Raw genomic sequence first — 18,903 nt, forward strand, 5'->3', positions numbered from 1 at the left:
GTGGCTGTGTTTGTTCGAGCGATAGAAGGCGAGTGCCAGGTACTCGGAATAGGCAAGCAGATCGACCAGGTGGGATCGATCTGTGCCGTGCAGTATTTTGACGGCCCCACGTCGGATCCGGTTGTTCGTGAGATCAAACAAGACCTAATTGAACACGTGACGCTCGCAGAGCAGACCCGCATTTATCACTTTGATGAAGCGGTCGGGGTTTGGGAAATTGGACGGCTGCTCGACGATCACGGGGATAGCCAGCTCGTCCAGTTTCCCAACAGCAAAACCAAACATCTCAAATCTGATGGGGTGTTCGTGCGTTGGGCTCCACCGATAAAGGACCCGACACCATTTCTGGCAAACCGGATAAACGAAAGTCCGCGGTTTTCGGACGCGCGCAGCGCCTTCGTCCGCTCGCAAATGCGCCAGCGCGCCGCATCGATAGGAATGTCGGCGCTGCTGGCCTGTGCGGTCGAACTCGAGGCGCATCAGATCGAGGTAGTACGACGCATCTTGCAGGATCCGGTCCAGCGCTACCTTCTGGCCGACGAGGTAGGCCTCGGCAAAACAATCGAAGCGGGTGTGCTCATTCGTCAATGCGTGCTCGACACACAGCATAAGTGCACCATCCTCGTGCTGGTGCCTCAGGCACTCGTGAGCCAGTGGCGCGACGAGTTGGCGAGCAAATTCTTTCTCGGTCGCAGCCTCGACCGTCTCATCCATGTCGTTGCACTCGACGATGGCGATCGCATCCGCGCGATCCTGCCAAGGGCAACCATGCTCGTCATCGACGAGGCGCATCACCTGACTGAGCGCAGCTTGGGCGGTGCCAAGGGAATTTACGCCGACATTGCCCAAACTGCGCCGGCGATCGAGCGGGTGCTGCTGCTGTCAGCGACACCGGCACTGCACAATGAGCGCGGTTTTCTCGAAATGCTGCACCTGCTCGATCCCGGCACCTACCCGCTTGATGGTGAGGCAGCATTCCGTCGCAAAGTCGAGGGGCGACAGGCACTTGCCGAAATCGTTGCTGGCCTGACGCCGGAAAATGCCCTTTATCTCGATTACACCATTGACCAGTTGGGTGCGCTGTTCCCGGATGACGACCTACTTCAGCAGCATGCCTCGGCGTTGCGCGCGATCGTCGAGACGATGCCTGTCGAGAGCGACCCGGCGCTTGTTGAAGCCATCGGCCGGCTGCATGCCCATTTGAGCGAAGTTTATCGGCTGCATCGCCGCATCCTGCGTCATCGTCGCCGCAGCATTGGTGGACTCACTCCCGAACGGTCGGGTGCGGAAATTGTGCGCTACCGTAGCAGCGATCGCGCAGCGCTCACCGCGGCGATCGACGACTGGCGCTTCGGCGAAGCGCTGGCGCTCGATGCTGCGGCATCCGAGGCGCTCTGGGCCGACCGCGTACGCGCGTTCTGGCAGGTGCTCGACCGGGCTTCGCAATATCCGGGTTCGGGCGCAGGCATGATCGGGTTCCTCGCGCGGCAAACTGCAATGATCGGCGAGGCCGTACGGTTTGCGTCTATCAGTCGATGCCTCGGGCGTAGTGGCTTGTTCGAGGATCGCGCCGACGCACTGATCGAGGCGCTGCGTCCCTTGCTTGATGCCAAGACACAGTGCGTCATCTTCTGCTCCGACGCTAAGACCGCCGATATGTTGGCGAAGCGGATCGCGGAGCATCTCGGGATCGTCGTGTACCGGCACGATCCGGACGGTACGGACTGGATGGTGTTTCGCGACAGCGCCGAACATCCGATCCTAGTCTGTGATCGCCGCGCTGAAGAGGGCCTCAACCTTCAGGGCGGCAAGAAGGTAGTCGTTCACTACGACCTACCCTTTAATCCCAATCGGCTTGAGCAGCGGTTGGGGCGCGCCGATCGCTACGGATCGGGCGAGGCAGTTCGGTCGCTCGTCCTTGCTTGCGAGGATGATCCGATAGAGATCGCTTGGATCGCCTATGTCGATTCAGCGCTCAAAGTTTTCAATCGATCTGTTGCCAGCCTGCAATATTTGATCGAGCAGACAGTGCGGGACATCGCGCGCGCGCTATTCACCGACGGCGCCGAAGCGCTCGTCGATCTGACCAACGACAGCATTGGCGAGCATGGCCTGATTGAGCGCGAGATCAAGGCGATCGATCAGCAGGATGCGCTCGATGCGCTTGGGATGCCACCGAGCGATCTCGTAGACGAACTGGCCGATGTTGACGAGGATTGGCAGGCTCTGGCTAGCGACACCGCGCTTTGGCTTGAGCAGATGCTACAGTTCGGGAGGGGCGATGAACACGGTGCGAGCGATGGACCTTCCTCACAGTTCCGTTACGTCTATTCAACGTCGAATCGACACACACTGATTCCGCTTCCGGTCTTCATGAGCCATTGTGCAGACGCGCTCGACCTTGCTCCGAATATGCGCAGCGGCAGGTCTATCAGAACAATTCCCTATACCTTTCGGCGCCGAACCGCGCTCGGCCGCAGCGCGCGCGCGCGCGGCGTAGGGCTGCTGCGCTATGGTGACGCGCTATTGAGCGGTATGACCGGGATCACCGAGGCCGACGACCGGGGGCGATCGTTCGCAATGTGGCGCTTCGATCCAGATCACGTCGGTGATCCGGTCGCGGATGTCTACTTCCGATTTGACTTCGTGCTCGAAGCCAACATCGCCGAAGCCGTCGAAACATTGTGCGATCACCGGCGTGACACCAGCGCGGCAGGCGCAGCGATCCGGCGGCGCGGCGACATGGCCCTGCCGCCGTTCCATCGCTCGCTGTGGCTAGACCGCGAGTTAACGACGGTGACCGATTCGGCGCTGCTTGCCCGGCTGGCGCGGCCTTATGCGGCGGAACCGGGTCAGGGTGGGGCGCTTGATCTCAATCTCAACGCGCGGCGCTGGCCACGTGTTCTCCAGCTAGGACTTCCGGAACTTAGTTTTTGGTCGGACCTGTGCGGAAAAGCACGCGTGGCTGCCGAAACTGCACTGCTTGCTGATCCGAATCTTATCGAAAGCCTCGCGAGGGCCGAGCAGCGGGCGCTCCAGATCGATCTCGGGCGGATCGGGCAATTGCGAGCGCGGTCACGTGCTGAAGTCGCCGCCGAGGACGATGGAGAACTCGCCTTTGAGGAACGTCTCGCAGTAGCGATACGAGACGGTATCCGCGCGCCAAGCGTGCGAGTCGATACAGTTGGGGCTGTCTTCGTCTCTGCAAGTCGGCCCGCCACCGATCGTGTATCGGGTGGCGCTTAATGGCTGAGTTTGATTTCGGTGCCCTCCAGGATCTGACGCTCGACCCGACCAGCGATGGCGGCGGCGAGATCAACGATGGCCTCTTCAACCGGCTAGTCCAGATTCTGAAAGCATCGCAGGCAACTGGGCGGTTGCCGAGCGTGCCTGATGCGATGGCGCTATTCCGGCACGTGCTACGTCGCCAATCGCTGCGCGCTGGCCAGCAGGCGCAGTTGCGCGTACCCTTAAGACCCGGTTGGCCGGATCGCACCGCTTGGGCGTCGTGCGGCGTTCGCGCGCATAGTGAGGCGAATGGTCATGTCTTGATTGAAGCTCAGCCATGGTACGCGCCGTGGCTGGAAGAGCGTGACAATCCAGTCTTCGAAGACATTTTCGCGGAGCAGAATATCCGGCTCGACTGGCAGCGCCCGATCGATCCCTTCCTCGGCGAGGCGAGCGGCTTTGACACCTATGTATCGCCGGGGCAGCGCGAAGCGGTGCGCAGCGCGTTTCTGCTTCCGCCTGGCGAGACGCTGATTGTTGCGCTGCCAACAGGCTCGGGTAAGAGCTTCGTAGCCCAGGCGCCAGTACTCGCGCGTGGGTTGGAGGGCGGCCTGTCACTGTGCATTGTGCCAACGACCGCGCTCGTACTCGATCAGGCAAGGCAGATGCGCCAGATGCTCAAGCGCCGCTTTCCCCGCCGCGAAGTCCCGCCGCTCGCCTGGCATTCAGGGATAAATGGCGAGGATAGAATGGCGATCAAGGCCGCGATCCGCGAGGGCCGCCAAGGTATCCTATATTGCTCCCCGGAAGCGGCTACGGGTGCCCTGCTGCCTGCGCTCTACGATGCGGCGCGGACCGGATTGCTGGCTTATCTGATCATCGATGAAGCGCACTTGGTAAGCCAGTGGGGCGACGGCTTCCGCCCGGCGTTCCAGATGCTTGCTGGCGTCCGGCGCGGACTACTCGCGGCATGTCCGCCGAGCGCACCCTTCCGGACCCTGCTCATGTCAGCGACAATGACACCCGATACGGTCACAACCATCGACGCTTTGTTTGGTCCGACCCGCACGGTCCATATGGTCGCCTCGATCCACCTACGCCCTGAGCCACAGTATTGGGTTCACCACGAGGACGATCCGGACGCGAAAGACCGCAAGGTCCTGGAGATCCTGCGCCACGCGCCGCGTCCCTTCATCCTATATGTTACGAAGCGCAGCGACGCGAAGCGCTGGATCAAACTGCTGCGCAAGACGGGTTATGACCGTGTCGACTGTTTCCACGGCGAGACGCCCAATCGCGATCGCCAGCGGATAATCGAGCAATGGTCGGAAAACCGCCTGGACGGCATCGTTGCAACCTCAGCGTTCGGGGTAGGGATCGACAAGCGTGACGTGCGAACAGTGGTCCACGCCGCCGTGCCCGAGACTCTCGATCGCTTCTATCAGGAAGTCGGCCGCGGCGGCCGCGATGGCTGCCCTTCTGCGTCGTTCCTAATCTACTCGCTTGAGGATCAGGAGACCGCCAATCAGATCGCGTCGCCCTCGCTGATCAGTGACGACCTGGCATTCGAACGTTGGTCGACTATGTATAGCAATAGCGAGCAGCGCGACGGGATCGGCCAATTGCTCGAAATCGATCTCGCTGTCGTGCCGCCACGGTTGAAGCAGCAATCGGACTATAATGAGTCGTGGAACATGCGTACGCTCATCATGATGGCGCGCGCGGGGATGCTCGAACTCGAGTCGCAACCGCCCTCGAAGATCGCGCAGCAGGAAACAGAGACGGCGTCCGAATACGAACTTCGCAACGAAGAGTATTGGTCAGACTATTTTCAGCGCGCGGTCGTCGGCATGGCTGAGTTCGGGCATTTGAGCAAAGATCGGTTCGAGGAGCTAATCGGCCAAGAACGCCAACGCTCGTTCGACGCAGCAGCCGAAAACCGTGGCCTGCTCGACAAGCTGCTTGGGGGCTCGGTCGAAGTCTCGTCGCTACTTGACCATCTCTATCGCAGCAACGCACCGGGCCGATCGGTCATCGTGTCGCGCGCCTGCGGCGGATGCCCGACGCATCGGCGCGAAGGCACTGTGAATACCCACTATTCCGCGCCGCCCGCCTATGGCATCGAACAGGTCGGCCGACGCGACCTTAGCCTGTTCGCGGCCCGGTTCCCGCAACTTGATCTTGATGTGCCGGTTATCCTGCCGGTGGAAGAACCTTATGACGATGCCGTGTTGATCGCTCTTCTCAAGGACTTCGTGTCGCTGTTCGCGGTGCGCGAGATCGCGACAACTGCTGCGTTCCGGCAACGCAGTCCCGCGCTCGACACGCTGCACAAGCAGAGTGAGGATCATGTGCTGCTGCTCCAGTCGCTCGAGGAGGAGGCGCTGCGCCCTTCTTCCTACGAGCTTCCGCGGGTTTCGCTCTGGACCGGGGGCCCGGGAGAAAGGCTTCCTTCCCATCTTTTCACGCTTAAGCGGCCGCTGCACGTTATCATCGCGCCAGAAACGACTCCCGATCCCTGGACTAGGGGACGCCGGATCGCGGACACCGGATCAAACGTGCTGGGCGCCGACCAATTCAAGCTCGGGGCGCGCCAATGAGTGTCCTGAACCAGGCGAGCGACGGCCTCTATACCGTACTGATCGTGCTCGTTCGCGCGATCGTGCGATTCGGACCGCGCAGCCGTGAAGATCTTCTCCTTGCGTGCGGCGGCGCTGTAGACGCGGTCGACACGAGCCAACTGACGCAGACGCTCAATCGTTGGACGGAACTCGGCCTATTCAGTCAGGAAGCCGGGTCGGTGACCGTTGCCGAGCCATATCGATCGGGCCTCGGCAAGTCCGCTGACGAGGCGGAAGCACGGTTGCCGAGGATCGTCCGCACCGTGGCGATGCTGGCTGAAAACAATGAGCGGTTCTGGGAACGCGAGAAGTCGAGATCGGCCGATCTCTCGCGTGCCGTCGCGTGGATGCTCGCGCAGGACGTCTATGCGCTCGACGGAAATGTCAAAAAGCTCGCGGTACTCGAAGAGGCCCAAATCGTCGACTCGGCGAAGCAAACCATCGGCAAGAACGACACCCGCTGGAACGGTCTCAAGGCTTGGATGCTCTACTTGGGTTTCGCCCGGGACGGCATGCAATGGGTCGTTGATCCCACGCTAGCGCTGCGAGACGTGCTGCCGGACATTTTCGGCTCGAGCCGCGAACTGACAGGCCCGGCATTTATCGAACGCGCCGGATCTGTGTTGCCGGTGCTTGATGGCGGCGCGTACCGGACACAGGTCGAAGCATCGCTGAAGGAGCGTTCCTGGCCACGGCCTCGCGCCGGGCTTCTCTCATCCTCGCTGTCGCGTGCGATCCAGCGGCTCGACCGTGAGGGCGCCATCACGCTCGCGAACCGCAGCGATACCGAAGGCGTGGTGACGCTGGCCGGAACCAATATGCGCACGTGGCGGGAGGTCTCGCACGTAGCGTTGCCGCCGGTGAGGAAGGCGCGGTAATGCTCGAGAAATATTGGCCCGAGGCCGACCAAGTAAATGCCTGCATAAAGAACGAGGCGGAGACCGCCGACGTCTCCGTACTGCTGGCGGTCCATCAGCCTTCGCAACTCACCACCCGCAACGCCGGCACCAACATCGAAACGCCGGCTTCCGAGCAGCAATTGCTTGACGCTTTCCTCTCCGACGATGTGCCCGGCGGCTATCTGCTCTTTCCTATCACCGGACCGTCGGGAATCGGCAAATCGCACATTGTTCGCTGGCTCGATGCGCAGCTTCAGCGGTCGCCCAAGCGCGAGCGCCTCCACATCATTCGCATCCCGAAGAGCGCCAGTTTGCGCAAGGTCGTCGAGCTTATCCTTGCGCCACTGGCGGGAGACCCGCGCTTCGAGAAGTCACGCGCCGACCTCACCAGCGCGGTTGCCGAGGTAGACAAGCGTAAAGCGGTGGTGCTGTTCCGCGCGCAGATCGAGAATGCCCTGACCAGCCGTGCCGAGGCGATGCAGATCGAAGCCCGCGAGCACAAGGATCGCGCCGCCGACCTGCGCCCGCTGATCGGTCACGCGCTGTCGTTACCTAAGTTGTTCGGGGACGCTGCACTCAAGGATCATTTCGACGAAACAGTTCTCGCACGCGTGGTCGCACGCGCGCTCCAGGGCCGCGAAGACGGCGCGGAGGGCGATGAGACGAAGTCCCAATTCTTCGCCGACGATCTGATCCTTCCGGACGATATCGATCTTAACAACGCCGCGCTCTCGGTGAAGACTTATTACCAGACCCAGCTCGCCGTGTCGGATGCGAGGCGCCGGCAGGCAGCAGTCGATCTGCTCAACGCAATCGTCGATACCGCGATCGGCAATGTGTTCCAGCTCGAGCAGAGTACGGGCGGGATCAGCTTGCAGGAGATCATTCTAGGGGTCCGCGAGATCCTGCTGAAGGACGATATGGACCTCGTCCTGCTGGTGGAGGATTTTGCGGCGCTCTCGGGCATCCAGGACGTTCTGCTCAAGGTTTGCGTCCAGGAGGGCGCCTATGACGGCAAGAAGGTCCGCGCGACGATGCGGACCGCGCTAGCGCTCACCGATGGCTATTTGGCATCGCGCGATACGATCTTGACCCGGGCGCAGCGCGTCTGGGTGATCGGCAACCGGCAGCAGAGCGATGACGAGATCAAGAGCGCCGTGGTTGACTTGGTCGGCGCCTATCTCAATGCCGCGCGATGGGGTGAGGAGGGTCTGCGCACGCGCTTCGATCGGCGCGGCGCCGGCGAGGGCCTAACCGACTGGCTGCCGACGTGGAATGACGAGGAACAGACCGACGAGGAAGGCGAGGCGCTAAACGCCTTCGGCTATTCGGACCGTGGCCACGCGCTGTTTCCATTCAATCGCTTGGCCATCGAGCAGCTTGCCCAGCGGCATCTGACCGATGCGGGAAAGCTCGGCTTTAATCCGCGCCGCGTGATCAACGAAATCCTGCGCCGCCCGCTTCTGATGCGCGGCAGCTTCGTCAGCGGCGCCTTTCCGCCCGCCGACTTCCACAGCATGCGGCCCAATCTCTACCTCGCCGGACTGGTGCGCGAGGCGAGCCAGCCGGAAGTGGTAAAGCGACGTCTGAATTCGGCGCTTGCCGTCTGGGCCGGGAACGCGGCCGATCAGAGCGAACTCGCTCATGTGCCACCGGCAATCTTCACGACCTTCTCGCTGCCGACGCCTGCCGACCTCGCCAATGTGGCGTTCGTGCCGGACGAGCGGCCCGCAAGCCCGCCGACGCCTCCCGGCCAGGATGAGGCAGCGCCGTTGGCACCGCCATCGCCGCCGGTCTCACAGGATCCGCGCGTCGCGGCCTGGTCGAAAAAACTGGACGCTTGGGCAGGGGGCGCCGAACTAGTTCAGGCCGACGCGCGTGAGTTGCGCGCCGCGCTTGCTGCGATGCTGAAGGGCGCCATCAACTGGCCCGCGCTTCGCATTCCGGATCAGGAGATCAAGGCGACTTGGCTGTTCATCGCGGGCGCGCGCAACAACCCGGTCGCGGGTCGCACACTGGTCGTCTGCGACCGGCATGAGGACGAGGATGCGACGCTGCGCGAAGGGTTTCTCGGCGCGCTACGGTTAGGCTTCAACGGTAATCGCTGGGACTATCCCGAAGCCGATATCGACTATGTCGCCAGTGCCGCGATCATCGACCGGCTTGTTGCCCAACTAGTGCCGATGCTGGTCGCGGATGCGAACGCGCAAACGGCCGTGGTCGGGCGAGCCTTGCTCAATCAGTCACGTATCGTAGGTCTCTCTCCACCCGTGCGGCCGGGCGCGGCGGAACCGCTGTTGCGCGGCCTGTTCTCGCCCCCTCCGCAGACGGACAATCAGATGTTCGAGGAAGGCTGGGACCAACTGCGCGCACAGGCGCTCGGATCCGTCAACGGCCGCAGCACGCGCAACATGTTGCAGACGCTTCTGCTCGACCGAACGGCAAGCTATCAAGGAGCAGGCAACAAGCCGTTCGCGATCGATAGTCCGCGGCTGCTCGATGCGCTGTCAGGTGAGCCACCGACCGGCGCGTTACCCGAAGGACTGCCCGACGAGGCGCGCAGCTTCATCCCAACGATGAGTGAGGCACGGCTGTGGACGCGGTTGCAAACGGTAATCGCCAAGCTTCGCAGCTTCCGCGAAAACATCGCCGACTTTGTCGATGACAGTCTCGACAAGAACGCCTTCGTAGCCGACCTGCGTGAGATCATACCGCTGCTGCAAAAGACCAATTGCTGGCCGGCTGCGGTATCGATCAAGCACGCCGAGTTTGAAACGCGGCTGACGGAGTTCCAGACCAGCCGTTTCGTTGACCTAGTCGCGAAGACCGCAACAATCGTCGACGAGGCCGATCGTGAGCAGATCCCCAAGCTCTTGAACGCACTGGGGTCGATCGACCTTGGGCTGATTCAACGCACCATGTCGTTCCTGAAGATCGCCAACGAGATCGTAACGCTGGCAGAGCCGCGCGTTGCGCAGCAGGAGGCAATCCGCGGCCAATCCGATCCGAGCGTTGCTGCAGGCGAAATCATTGCGCTGCTCGAAGGCGTGAGCGGCGTGCACGCAGTGCCGGAGGCTGTCCCATGAGCACTTCGCTTCCTGCGCGCACAAAGACTCTGCGTGATCGGCTGATAACGCTCGATCAACTCGGCTCCAACGTCGAGGAAACCGGTCTGCTAGAGGATCTGCGGTCCGATCTCGCGGCGCCGGCCGCTGAACTGAGTCGGGCGCTGGATCAGCGCACGCTGCTGGTCGATGCCGGGATCGCCGCAGCGGCTCCTCCGAGCCTCGACGCCGCCCGCAAGCGCGCATCCGCGCTCCTCGAGAAGTTCATGGCGGAAACGAAGGCAGCGACGCTTAAGAAGGGGGTGAGTTGGGCTAATCTGGTCCGCGATATAAAGGCTGCGTCAAGTGATGTCGCCGCCATGGTGACGAAGAGTTGGAAGGCCTATCGCCAGGAAGCGTTCACCGGTGAGGCCCCCGGCGTCGTCAAAGGTCGCATTGCGTTCACACCGGCCAATGGCGAGGCGTTCAAGCGCTATGAGCAGCTTCACCAAGCCTTTCGGCTTGAATTCGAACGGCTGCCTGCGGATGGCGCCGCGATCGAACGCGCACGTTCGCTTGCCGCCGAATTGACCGAGACCGCCAAAGCCTTCGACTATGCCGTTCCCACCGATGTGAAGCGCTTCCTAGAAGCCGTGCAGAGTGGGGGCGCGACGCTCGATCTGCTAACCGACACGGTCAAAACTTGGCTTACCGAAAATCATGCCGTCGCAAGCTATCGCATCCTGCCGCGGGGTTCCGATGGAGGCCGATGAAACTTTGCTCCTGGCCGCGCTCGATCAGATTGAACAGCGCGAAGCCCGACTGCTGACCTGGGGACTTGTCGATGGCCATGTTACGGCGGGTGAGATGCACGGGATCATCGATGCCCTGCTCGACGACCCTACGGTAGGTGCCGGGGTCAGCTTCCATGATGCAGGCGAGGTGATCGCCGAACTGATCAGCCGGGCACTGCTGTTCGATCTTGGCGAGGAGCCGGCCACCCGTTATCGCTCACGCATGGCCGAGGGGGTGCGGCTGCTGTTCCGGCTTCGCCAGTTGTTCCCGCAGCATAGGGGGCCGATCGGCTGGCAGACCGCACCGACGCTCGTCGCCGACTTCCGCTTCATCTGGCGCCGTCGCCGCTATCCGCGGCGCAACATCGACGCCGCCGCAGCGCTGGCGCGGATCGCCGCTGCCACGACTGACCCGTCGGCACGCGCCGCCCTGTCCGCGCTTGTCGACAGCTTCGGGCCCGCGTTCGCGCTTGCCGGCTTCCAGATCGACGCCGCCGCGCGGATCCTCGGGGGTTTCGAGGGGTCTCAGTCGATCGCTACCTTGGTCAGCGCGGGAACCGGCAGCGGTAAGACGCTGGCCTTTTATCTGCCGGCACTGTCGCGTGTTGCGTCACATATACAGCGCGATGCGGTCGGCGATCGCTGGGTTAAGGTCCTTGCGCTCTACCCGCGCAACGAATTGCTCAAGGACCAGTTTGCCGAAGTCTACAGCCAGGCCCGCCGCCTGGATGCAACCTTGGCCGCGACGGGTCGGCGCAAGATTCTGATCGGCACATTCTTCGGCCCCACGCCCCGCACTGCTGAAAATGCGCATGAAGCGCGCAGTGGCTGGCGTGCGACGTCGCACGGTCTCGTCTGCGAGTATCTGCGCTGCCCGTCGTCCGGTTGCGACGGCGATATGGCCTGGCGCGACTCGGATCGGAGCGCCAATCGCGAGCGCCTCGAATGTCTGGAATGCGCCGAGTCAATCGAAAGCGATGAGATCATTCTCACGCGGCAGCGACTGCAGATTGAAGCGCCGGACATATTGTTCACGACCACCGAAATGCTCAACCAGCGCATGGGCGACGACCGGTTCCGGCACTTGTTCGGAATTGGAGAGCGTGCGCAGCGTCCCGTCGAGATGATGCTACTCGACGAGGTCCATACCTATTCCGGAAGCTCGGGCGCGCAGGTCGCATTCTTGCTGCGGCGCTGGCGCCGGCTGCTGCGCCGACATGTGAGCTTCGTCGGCCTGTCCGCCACCCTAAAGGATGGCGCTCGCTTCTTCGCGCAATTGACGGGCTTGTTCGAACAAGCGTCGGTCGAGATCACACCGGCCAACAGCGAGATGATCGCTGAAGGTGCTGAATATCTCCTGGCGCTTCGTGGTGACCCGGTGTCGCGCACCGCATTGCTGTCGACGACAATCCAGACCGGCATGCTGCTGTCGCGTCTGCTCGATGCGCCCGACGAGCGAAAAAGCCGGGGTATCATTGGTGAACGCGTCTTCCTGTTCACGGACGACATCGACGTCACCAATCGCATGTATTTCGCTATGTTGGACGCCGAGGGTCGCCGGAGCAGCGGCGCACCCGACCTCGCGAATCGGCCGGATGGTGGCCTAGCATCGCTGCGTCGGCCATTGCCCGTCGAGCAGCGGAAGCTCCACGGTCAGGATTGGGAAGCGGTGGTCGAGATCGGCCACAACCTGCAGCCCCAGGACCGCAAGTCAGTTGGGCGCGTGATGTCGATGGACCCGGGCGTTGGAAACAACCTCGACATCATCGTTGCGACGGCGTCCCTTGAGGTCGGCTTCAACGATCCGCGGGTCGGTGCAGTCATCCAGCACAAGGCGCCGCGCGACGTTGCGCAGTTCCTCCAGCGCAAGGGCCGTGCGGGACGTTCGCGCACGATGCGTCCGTGGACCGTCGCCGTACTGTCGGATTATGGCCGGGATCGCCTCGCTTATCAGGGTTATGATCTGCTGTTCGACCCCGAACTGCCACTTCGCACGCTGCCGGTTGGCAATCGCTATGTCATGCGCATCCAAGCGGTATACGCAACGCTTGACTATTTGAGCCAGGCGCTCGGTTCGTCGCGTCAGGGCAGCGTCTGGCTCGACCTTTCAGCTAGTACCGATAGCAGCTACCAGCGCGCGCGCCAGACGGCGCTGGCCGTTCTGATCCGCCGCATCTTGACCATCCCAGCCGAACTGGATCGTTATACCGCCTATCTTGCCTCGGCTCTAAAGGTGGTCGAAGGTGCCATCGCACCGCTGCTGTGGGACCATCCCCGGCCGCTGATGACCCAGGTCCTGCCGACGGCGCTGCGTCGGCTAGAGAGCAATTGGCGGGCTCGGGGGCGGGTCGGCGACGATTATCAGGTGTTCAATTCGCCTTTGCCCGAGTTCGCGCCGGCCAATCTGTTCAGCGATCTCAACCTGCCCGAAGTTAACATCGTGCTACCGCAGCCAGGAACCGCGACACCAGATGAGGTCGCGATGCCAATCGCCCAGGCACTGCGCGAGTTTGCGCCAGGGCGCGTATCGCGGCGCTATGGCATCAGCCATGCGTTCGAGCGCCACTGGATGTGCCCGGAGCTCGACCAAAACCGCGAGCAAATGGTTCCATTGGAGCCGTTCGCGAGGCTCGATCCGCTCGGAGACTGGCAGATCGCGATCGCGGGCTCGGTCCGCCAGGTTCCTGTCTATCGCCCGCGCGTCCTAGAGGTCCAGCCGCCGCCTGGAACGGTCGTCGATACTTCGAATGCCCGGCTGCGCTGGCGAAGCCAACTGATCGCCCGGGAATCAGGTTTGGTTCTGGATCCACCGCGCGGCAGCCCCTGGACGCCGTTGGTCGAGGATGTGCGCTTCTACAGCCATGAAGGACTCAGCCCGATCGAGGTGCGCCGGATGGCGCTTGGCAGCGACGCCGGCATTCGTTTCCGCGACGGCGGATCGCTTTCCAAGGAATTCATCTTCGAGGTTGGCGGCGAAGCAGCTGCACTCGGCTTCAGCCTCGCCGTCGATGCGATGTGCATCCGCCTTCGCTTTCCAGAGGCCTTGTGGTCTAACCTCGGGGTCGAGGCTGACCCACGCTACCGTGCGATGCGCACCGCCCGGTTTTATCATCAGGCGGTCCACGGCCCCATTCTGCAGACGGTCGACAATCCGTTCGCGCGCGACTGGCTGGCGCACCTCATGCTGGCGGCCCTCAGCCACGAGGCCATGGCGCGGGGTATCACCTTGCGGGAGGCGGCGGCGCGCCTTGCCGACGGTAGCGCGGAGCTCGATCTCGACCGGACGCTGAACATCCTGTTCCAGTCGGCGATTGTCGATGATGCCAATGCGCAGGGCAATCAACAGGACAAGCTGCGCCAGGATTTAGCGGGATTTCTCGCCGATCGGCAGGTGGTCGATAGCTTGTTCAACCTCGCCGCCATCCTGTGGACGCCAATCGACGCCGGATGGGAGCCTTGGCTGCGCGAGCGCTATGCCGCGACCGTCGGCGCGGCTGCGCTGAGCGCGATCACTAGCCTCTGCCCGCAGATCGACGCCGACAGCCTAGTGCTCGACGTCACGGCCGGCCCCCGCGAAGCAGATGATGTGCTCGCTGGAAGCGCTAGTGGCGAGATCTGGATCAGCGAGATGACGCCGGGCGGAAACGGCCAAATCGAGGAAGCACAGCGTCAATATGTCGAGGATCCGCGGCGCTTCTTCAGCCTTATGACGGCGGCGATTCGCGACAATGATTTCTCGCTAAGCGACTTTCAATTGAGTCGCTTCCTCATCACCGTGGTCGAAGGGGACCGCGACGATCCGCTGCCGGCCGCCACGCTGCGGTTCCGGCACGCGTCGGGCGCGGAGGAGAGCCATGCGGCATTCACCGCGCTTCGCCATGTCCTGGCGGAGGAGGGCTTCGTCACCTTCCATGCCTTCCTCGTTGCGCTAGCCAATCGTATCCTGCGTCCGGGCTCGAGCGGCGACAGTGATGCCTTTTTTCTCAACGCGGTGCGCATGTGGAATACTGAAGAAGCGCGGCTGGGCGTCGAACTCGACGCACGCGTGCTCGCCTATAGGCTGGCCCGGTCCGACGACATCGACGCCGCACTCGGTCTCGCCGGCATCGATGCTCCCACAGTCAATCCGGACCAGTGGCGCTTCGGAGTGATCTACGGGCTGCTATGGCCTCGGGGGACGCATATTCGTCAATCGGGCCTGCGGATCTATTCGCCATTTGCTGAGTTGCCCGCGCCCGAGCCCTTGATGCTGCAGGCCTATCTTGCAGAAGATGCGAGCCTCATAGACCTCGAGGCAGAGGGCTGGCAGGACCAGTGCCTCGATCGTTTGGCCGATGTCGGCGCCGCGACTCTGGTCTGCCCGATGGCGGCCGCTCCGCTTCTTGCTGACGCATTGAGCTTCCTCGCCACCAATCCGGTCCAGACGGTCTATCTCTCAGTGTTCGCGCGGGTTCAGGCTGTCCGCCGTGTCGAGAACATCTTCCATGTCGATCTCGACGTCGCGGAGGCGTTGCAATGAGTTTCGAGACGCGACGCATCTTCAAGAGCGCGGTGACCAGCCAGAATCTGATCCGCGAACTGCTGCAGATGATGTTCCTCGGCGAACTACTGGCGCCTGGCGGCCAGCGTGCCTGGCTGGTCAGCCCATGGATCAGCAACATCGTCCTGTTCGACAACCGCGCGGGCGGTTTCGGCACAATCAATCCCGAATGGGGCAATCGCGAGATCCGGCTGATCGAGGTGATGACCGACTTGATGGCGCGCGGGACGACGCTGGGCATAGCAACCAGCTTGGACAGCCACAATGATCCGCTGATTGACGCGCTTACGATGGCTGCCGACGAAGGCGGGCTCGGCGACAGGCTGTGCATCGTCCGTCGCCAGCACCTGCACATCAAGGGCGTGCTGCTTAAGCGCGGCCTGCTAACGGGCTCGATGAATCTCACCTATAACGGCCTCGAGCTCAACGATGAGATGGTTGTCTACGACACCACTCCCAAGACGCTTGCCGAGGCACGGATCAACTTCGAATCCTATGTTGGAGCCCGCAGATGATCCAGCATCTGCCCCCACAGGAACAGGCTTGGCTGGCTCGCTTTTTCGCAAGACCCAACGAGTTGAACTGGTCGTCGCTTCTCGACGGATCGGCCCCGCTGCGCGAAGCGGACCAAGTCCGACAGTGGCTTAGTCTTTTGGGGTCGCGTGCCGCGCCGCTCATCTTGCCGTTCATGCGAGGCGGTGGGGTCACCGGCTGGTACGCGACGACGCAAGGCGCGGCGGGTGGCTATGAGCTCGGCGACGAGATCAATGCCTGGCTCGGTCCAACCTGGCTCAGCCGGTTTGAGCGTGTGCCAAAGGATTCGAACGACTCGATGGCGACCGCGCTGCGGGATCGATTCGGAGGTACCGTCTATCGGATCGCGGGTGCCGACGACGCGGCGATGCAGACCATCACTGCACGGCTGAGCGACTTTGCGAGCGTTCTTGAACGCCGACCGCTCGCGACGCGGACACGCGTCCGGCCGGTTGGGGCAATCCGCAGCGACTTCGAACGGGCCCTGCTCGCCGGTGACGAGACCCAGGCCGAGGCGATGATCGCCGAGTTCAAGCAAACCGGCCGCCTTAATGAGGAGAATCTTCGCTACCTCGAGGTGCGGCTGAGCGCCGGGCTTGGGCTCTGGCCGCAGATCGCGCGCGATCACTGGCTTATAAAGACCTTGGCTGATCTCGCGCTGCCGCCCCAGATCCTCGCCGACCTGATCGAATCGCTGTATCGGACATATGTCGAAGAGGCGGAGGTCCTTGGTGACGGCACAGCGATGCGCGACGCATTCGCGCAGCACATTGGAATCCCCTATCCAAAGCTCTTCGCGTCGCGCCGGGGCATTCGTGCACCACGTGTCGTCAAGGCGTTCGCGCTGTACGAGCATTTGCAGCCTGACCCTGATCCCTCGATCATAGAGGCGTTGTTTAGGCTTCTGCCAACCGGCACCGACACCTCGCTGTTTGAAGTTGCGCCCGCGCCACAGCTTGTGCCGTCGTCAGCCGCAACATTGGAGCAAGCCGACGAGGCGTTCGATGATGGCCAGTTCGATAGGCGTTTGAATTTTACCTGCGGCTAACGCCCAGCAGGAAGACGATCAGTCGGATGGTCTCCTGCGTCCGCACGATCGGCACCGATGAAGCCCGCGACAAACTGCTGAGCATTGTCGACGAAGCAGAAGATGCACTTTTCGATAGTTTGGCCCCGGCAGTAGCGACGAACCTCCAGAACCTTCGACAAGCGCAGTCGGTGAGCGCAGCCTCATCCTCAAACACTGTACTCCCCCCAGAGAACACAAATCCATGGATGGCTTGGGCCGAGCAATTGCAGGCGGGTCAAAACCTGGCGGGCGCAGAGCGCGATGCGCAATCCGCCCCGACCACTTGGGATGCATCGGTGATAAGGGACAGCGGCCAAATGGCTCAGAAGTTCGCCGACATCATCGGTGGCTTGAATGGTGATGCCGGTGCTGTCGCGCGCACCGCAGTGCCGCAGATTTATGCCAGCTTCTTCCCCGATGACCAGAAACCATCGTCGGCGGCCAAGCCGATAGCATCGTTGCTGTTCCTGCTGATCGCGATGGATGAGACGCTCTCGCGTGCCGACCTCGATTTACTCGCCCAACTGACAAGTTGGATGGTCGAGCAGGGGCTGACATCTGTCGAATATGTGTCGCTCATGGGCGACCTTGAGGATGTGCAAAAGCGCGTTGGCTCCTATGCATATCTGCCGTGGAGTCTGGACGTGAGCGAGACGCTCGCGATCTTGCCGTGCCCGTCAGACGACACCCGAGACGCGCGCCTTAGGCTCTTCCTTAACATGCTCGGCCAGGCCGCCGGGTTTGCACATCGGCTGGTACAGGCCGATTTACTGCCGATCGAGACGCTGGCGAAAGATTTCGGCGTCGGCCCAGATGCTTTGACCGCTTTGAAGCGAGATGCGGAAGCAGGCGAGCACGGCGCTGCATCCCTACCGAATCTCAATGGTAAGACGATCGGAATCTACACGTTGGCGGAGGCAGCGGGGAGCCGGGCTAAGTTTGCGCTCGAGAAACTCTTCCCGGGCTGCAAGGTCATTGTGAACTCAGACCTTGTCGCGACAGCGCAACTTACGAGCCTCGCGAAAGCGGCTGACCTGTTCGTCTTCGCTTGGAAGAGCAGCAGTCATCAGGCCTTTTATTGCGTAAAAGAAGCCTTGGCTGGGAAGGACCCGATCTGGGTCCCAGGTAAGGGTACCGCAAGTATATTGCGAGCCATCCGGGAGCATCTTGGGTAGTTTGGACTTTGCAGGGGAAAGCATTCCCCTGCTGCTGAGCCCACCGGTCTCATCAGACCCCTTCGTGCGGGACTGGCGCCCCGCAACGCCCCGCGAGAGGAAGAGAACGGGATGGCCCCGTGACGGGCTGAGAGCGGCGAGAGAGGCTCGCTGCGGGTCCGTCGCGGAGACCTGCCATGGCGCAACGACATGTTGCCCGCTCAAACCCTGAGCGGATCAATCTTTACCAGCAAATCACCGACCGGATCATCGCTGATCTCGAGGCTGGGCGCGTCCCATGGGTTCAGCCCTGGGGAACGGCCAAAGCCGGCATAGGCATGCCGCACAATGCTGTCAGTTCCCGTCGATACAGTGGCATCAATGTGCTCACCCTCTGGCATGCCGTCGTCTCCCGAGGCTTCTCGAGCCATGCCTTCCTGACGTTCCGGCAGGCTGCGGCCTTGGGGGGCTCGGTGCGTCGCGGCGAACGCGGTGTCGGTATCATCTACACCCGCCGCTTTGTGCCCAGCAGCGAACGTCGCCGAGCGGATACCGAAGGCACCGCAACCAGTGGCGGGATTCCGTTCCTCAAGCATTTCACGGTGTTCTCGGTCGACCAGTGTGACGACCTGCCCGAACATATCTGTCTCCCACCGCCGCCCATCCCGGATGGCCTGATCCTGCCGCACGCCGAGGAACTGATTGCCGCGACGGGCGCCGATTTTCGCATCGGTGGCCCGTCCGCTTATTACAGCCCGGGGCATGACTATGTCGCCGTGCCGCGGCCCGACGATTTCCATGAGCCGATCAACTGGCATCGCACGGCTTTTCACGAACTTGGCCATTGGACTGGCCATGCCAACCGACTTGGCCGCGATCAGAACGGCAGCTTCGGCTCCAAGGACTATGGCCGCGAAGAATTGGTCGCCTTATCTGGACAGTCTGCACCGAGCCTGACGCACCATTGAACGGTATGCTTTGGCGCGACGCAGGGGGGCATCAGGCCGGATGAAGCGCTAT

Annotated in this window: 10 protein-coding genes; all 10 read left to right on the top strand. The window is 62.4% G+C overall.

The features are described 5' to 3' along the window. Positions 1–3,246, top strand: a complete 3,246-nt coding sequence (dpdE, locus tag B7Y89_RS10210; protein WP_292938193.1) for a protein DpdE — start codon at positions 1–3, stop codon at positions 3,244–3,246. After that, on the top strand, positions 3,246–5,828 hold the full coding sequence (gene dpdF, locus B7Y89_RS10215; protein WP_292938195.1) for a protein DpdF: 2,583 nt from the start codon (positions 3,246–3,248) through the stop codon (positions 5,826–5,828). The genes dpdE and dpdF overlap by 1 nt, the downstream gene beginning before the upstream one ends. Next, complete coding sequence (gene dpdG, locus B7Y89_RS10220) at positions 5,825–6,727, top strand: protein DpdG (RefSeq protein WP_292938197.1); 903 nt, start codon at positions 5,825–5,827, stop codon at positions 6,725–6,727. Before dpdF ends, dpdG begins: the two co-directional genes overlap by 4 nt. Further along, positions 6,727–9,834 (top strand): protein DpdH, encoded by a 3,108-nt coding sequence (dpdH, locus tag B7Y89_RS10225; protein WP_292938198.1) that lies wholly within the window; start codon positions 6,727–6,729, stop codon positions 9,832–9,834. The genes dpdG and dpdH overlap by 1 nt, the downstream gene beginning before the upstream one ends. After that, positions 9,831–10,565 (top strand): hypothetical protein, encoded by a 735-nt coding sequence (locus tag B7Y89_RS10230; RefSeq protein ID WP_292938200.1) that lies wholly within the window; start codon positions 9,831–9,833, stop codon positions 10,563–10,565. Before dpdH ends, B7Y89_RS10230 begins: the two co-directional genes overlap by 4 nt. Beyond that, positions 10,552–15,105, top strand: coding sequence for a protein DpdJ (dpdJ, locus tag B7Y89_RS10235; RefSeq protein WP_292938201.1), 4,554 nt, complete (start codon positions 10,552–10,554; stop codon positions 15,103–15,105). The genes B7Y89_RS10230 and dpdJ overlap by 14 nt, the downstream gene beginning before the upstream one ends. Then, positions 15,102–15,641, top strand: coding sequence for a phospholipase D-like domain-containing protein DpdK (gene dpdK, locus B7Y89_RS10240; RefSeq protein ID WP_292938203.1), 540 nt, complete (start codon positions 15,102–15,104; stop codon positions 15,639–15,641). Before dpdJ ends, dpdK begins: the two co-directional genes overlap by 4 nt. Then, positions 15,638–16,708, top strand: coding sequence for a hypothetical protein (locus B7Y89_RS10245; RefSeq protein WP_292938205.1), 1,071 nt, complete (start codon positions 15,638–15,640; stop codon positions 16,706–16,708). Before dpdK ends, B7Y89_RS10245 begins: the two co-directional genes overlap by 4 nt. 26 nt (positions 16,709–16,734) lie before the next feature. Continuing rightward, complete coding sequence (gene dpdD / locus B7Y89_RS10250) at positions 16,735–17,904, top strand: protein DpdD (RefSeq protein ID WP_292938207.1); 1,170 nt, start codon at positions 16,735–16,737, stop codon at positions 17,902–17,904. Positions 17,905–18,080: 176 nt separating this feature from the next. Continuing rightward, the gene (locus B7Y89_RS10255) at positions 18,081–18,851 is read left to right on the top strand and encodes an ArdC-like ssDNA-binding domain-containing protein (RefSeq protein WP_292938209.1); all 771 of its coding nucleotides are present in this window, start codon (positions 18,081–18,083) and stop codon (positions 18,849–18,851) included. Positions 18,852–18,903: the final 52 nt, after the last annotated feature.

The sequence above is a fragment of the Novosphingobium sp. 32-60-15 genome (genome assembly GCF_002280675.1).
Classification (GTDB): domain Bacteria; phylum Pseudomonadota; class Alphaproteobacteria; order Sphingomonadales; family Sphingomonadaceae; genus Novosphingobium.

Coding starts and splice junctions, on each gene's coding strand:
- dpdF (WP_292938195.1), top strand. CDS start 3,246: ATGGCTGAGTTTGATTTCGGTGCCCTCCAGGATCTGACGCTCGACCCG.
- dpdG (WP_292938197.1), top strand. CDS start 5,825: ATGAGTGTCCTGAACCAGGCGAGCGACGGCCTCTATACCGTACTGATC.
- dpdH (WP_292938198.1), top strand. CDS start 6,727: ATGCTCGAGAAATATTGGCCCGAGGCCGACCAAGTAAATGCCTGCATA.
- B7Y89_RS10230 (WP_292938200.1), top strand. CDS start 9,831: ATGAGCACTTCGCTTCCTGCGCGCACAAAGACTCTGCGTGATCGGCTG.
- dpdJ (WP_292938201.1), top strand. CDS start 10,552: ATGGAGGCCGATGAAACTTTGCTCCTGGCCGCGCTCGATCAGATTGAA.
- dpdK (WP_292938203.1), top strand. CDS start 15,102: ATGAGTTTCGAGACGCGACGCATCTTCAAGAGCGCGGTGACCAGCCAG.
- B7Y89_RS10245 (WP_292938205.1), top strand. CDS start 15,638: ATGATCCAGCATCTGCCCCCACAGGAACAGGCTTGGCTGGCTCGCTTT.
- dpdD (WP_292938207.1), top strand. CDS start 16,735: ATGGTCTCCTGCGTCCGCACGATCGGCACCGATGAAGCCCGCGACAAA.
- B7Y89_RS10255 (WP_292938209.1), top strand. CDS start 18,081: ATGGCGCAACGACATGTTGCCCGCTCAAACCCTGAGCGGATCAATCTT.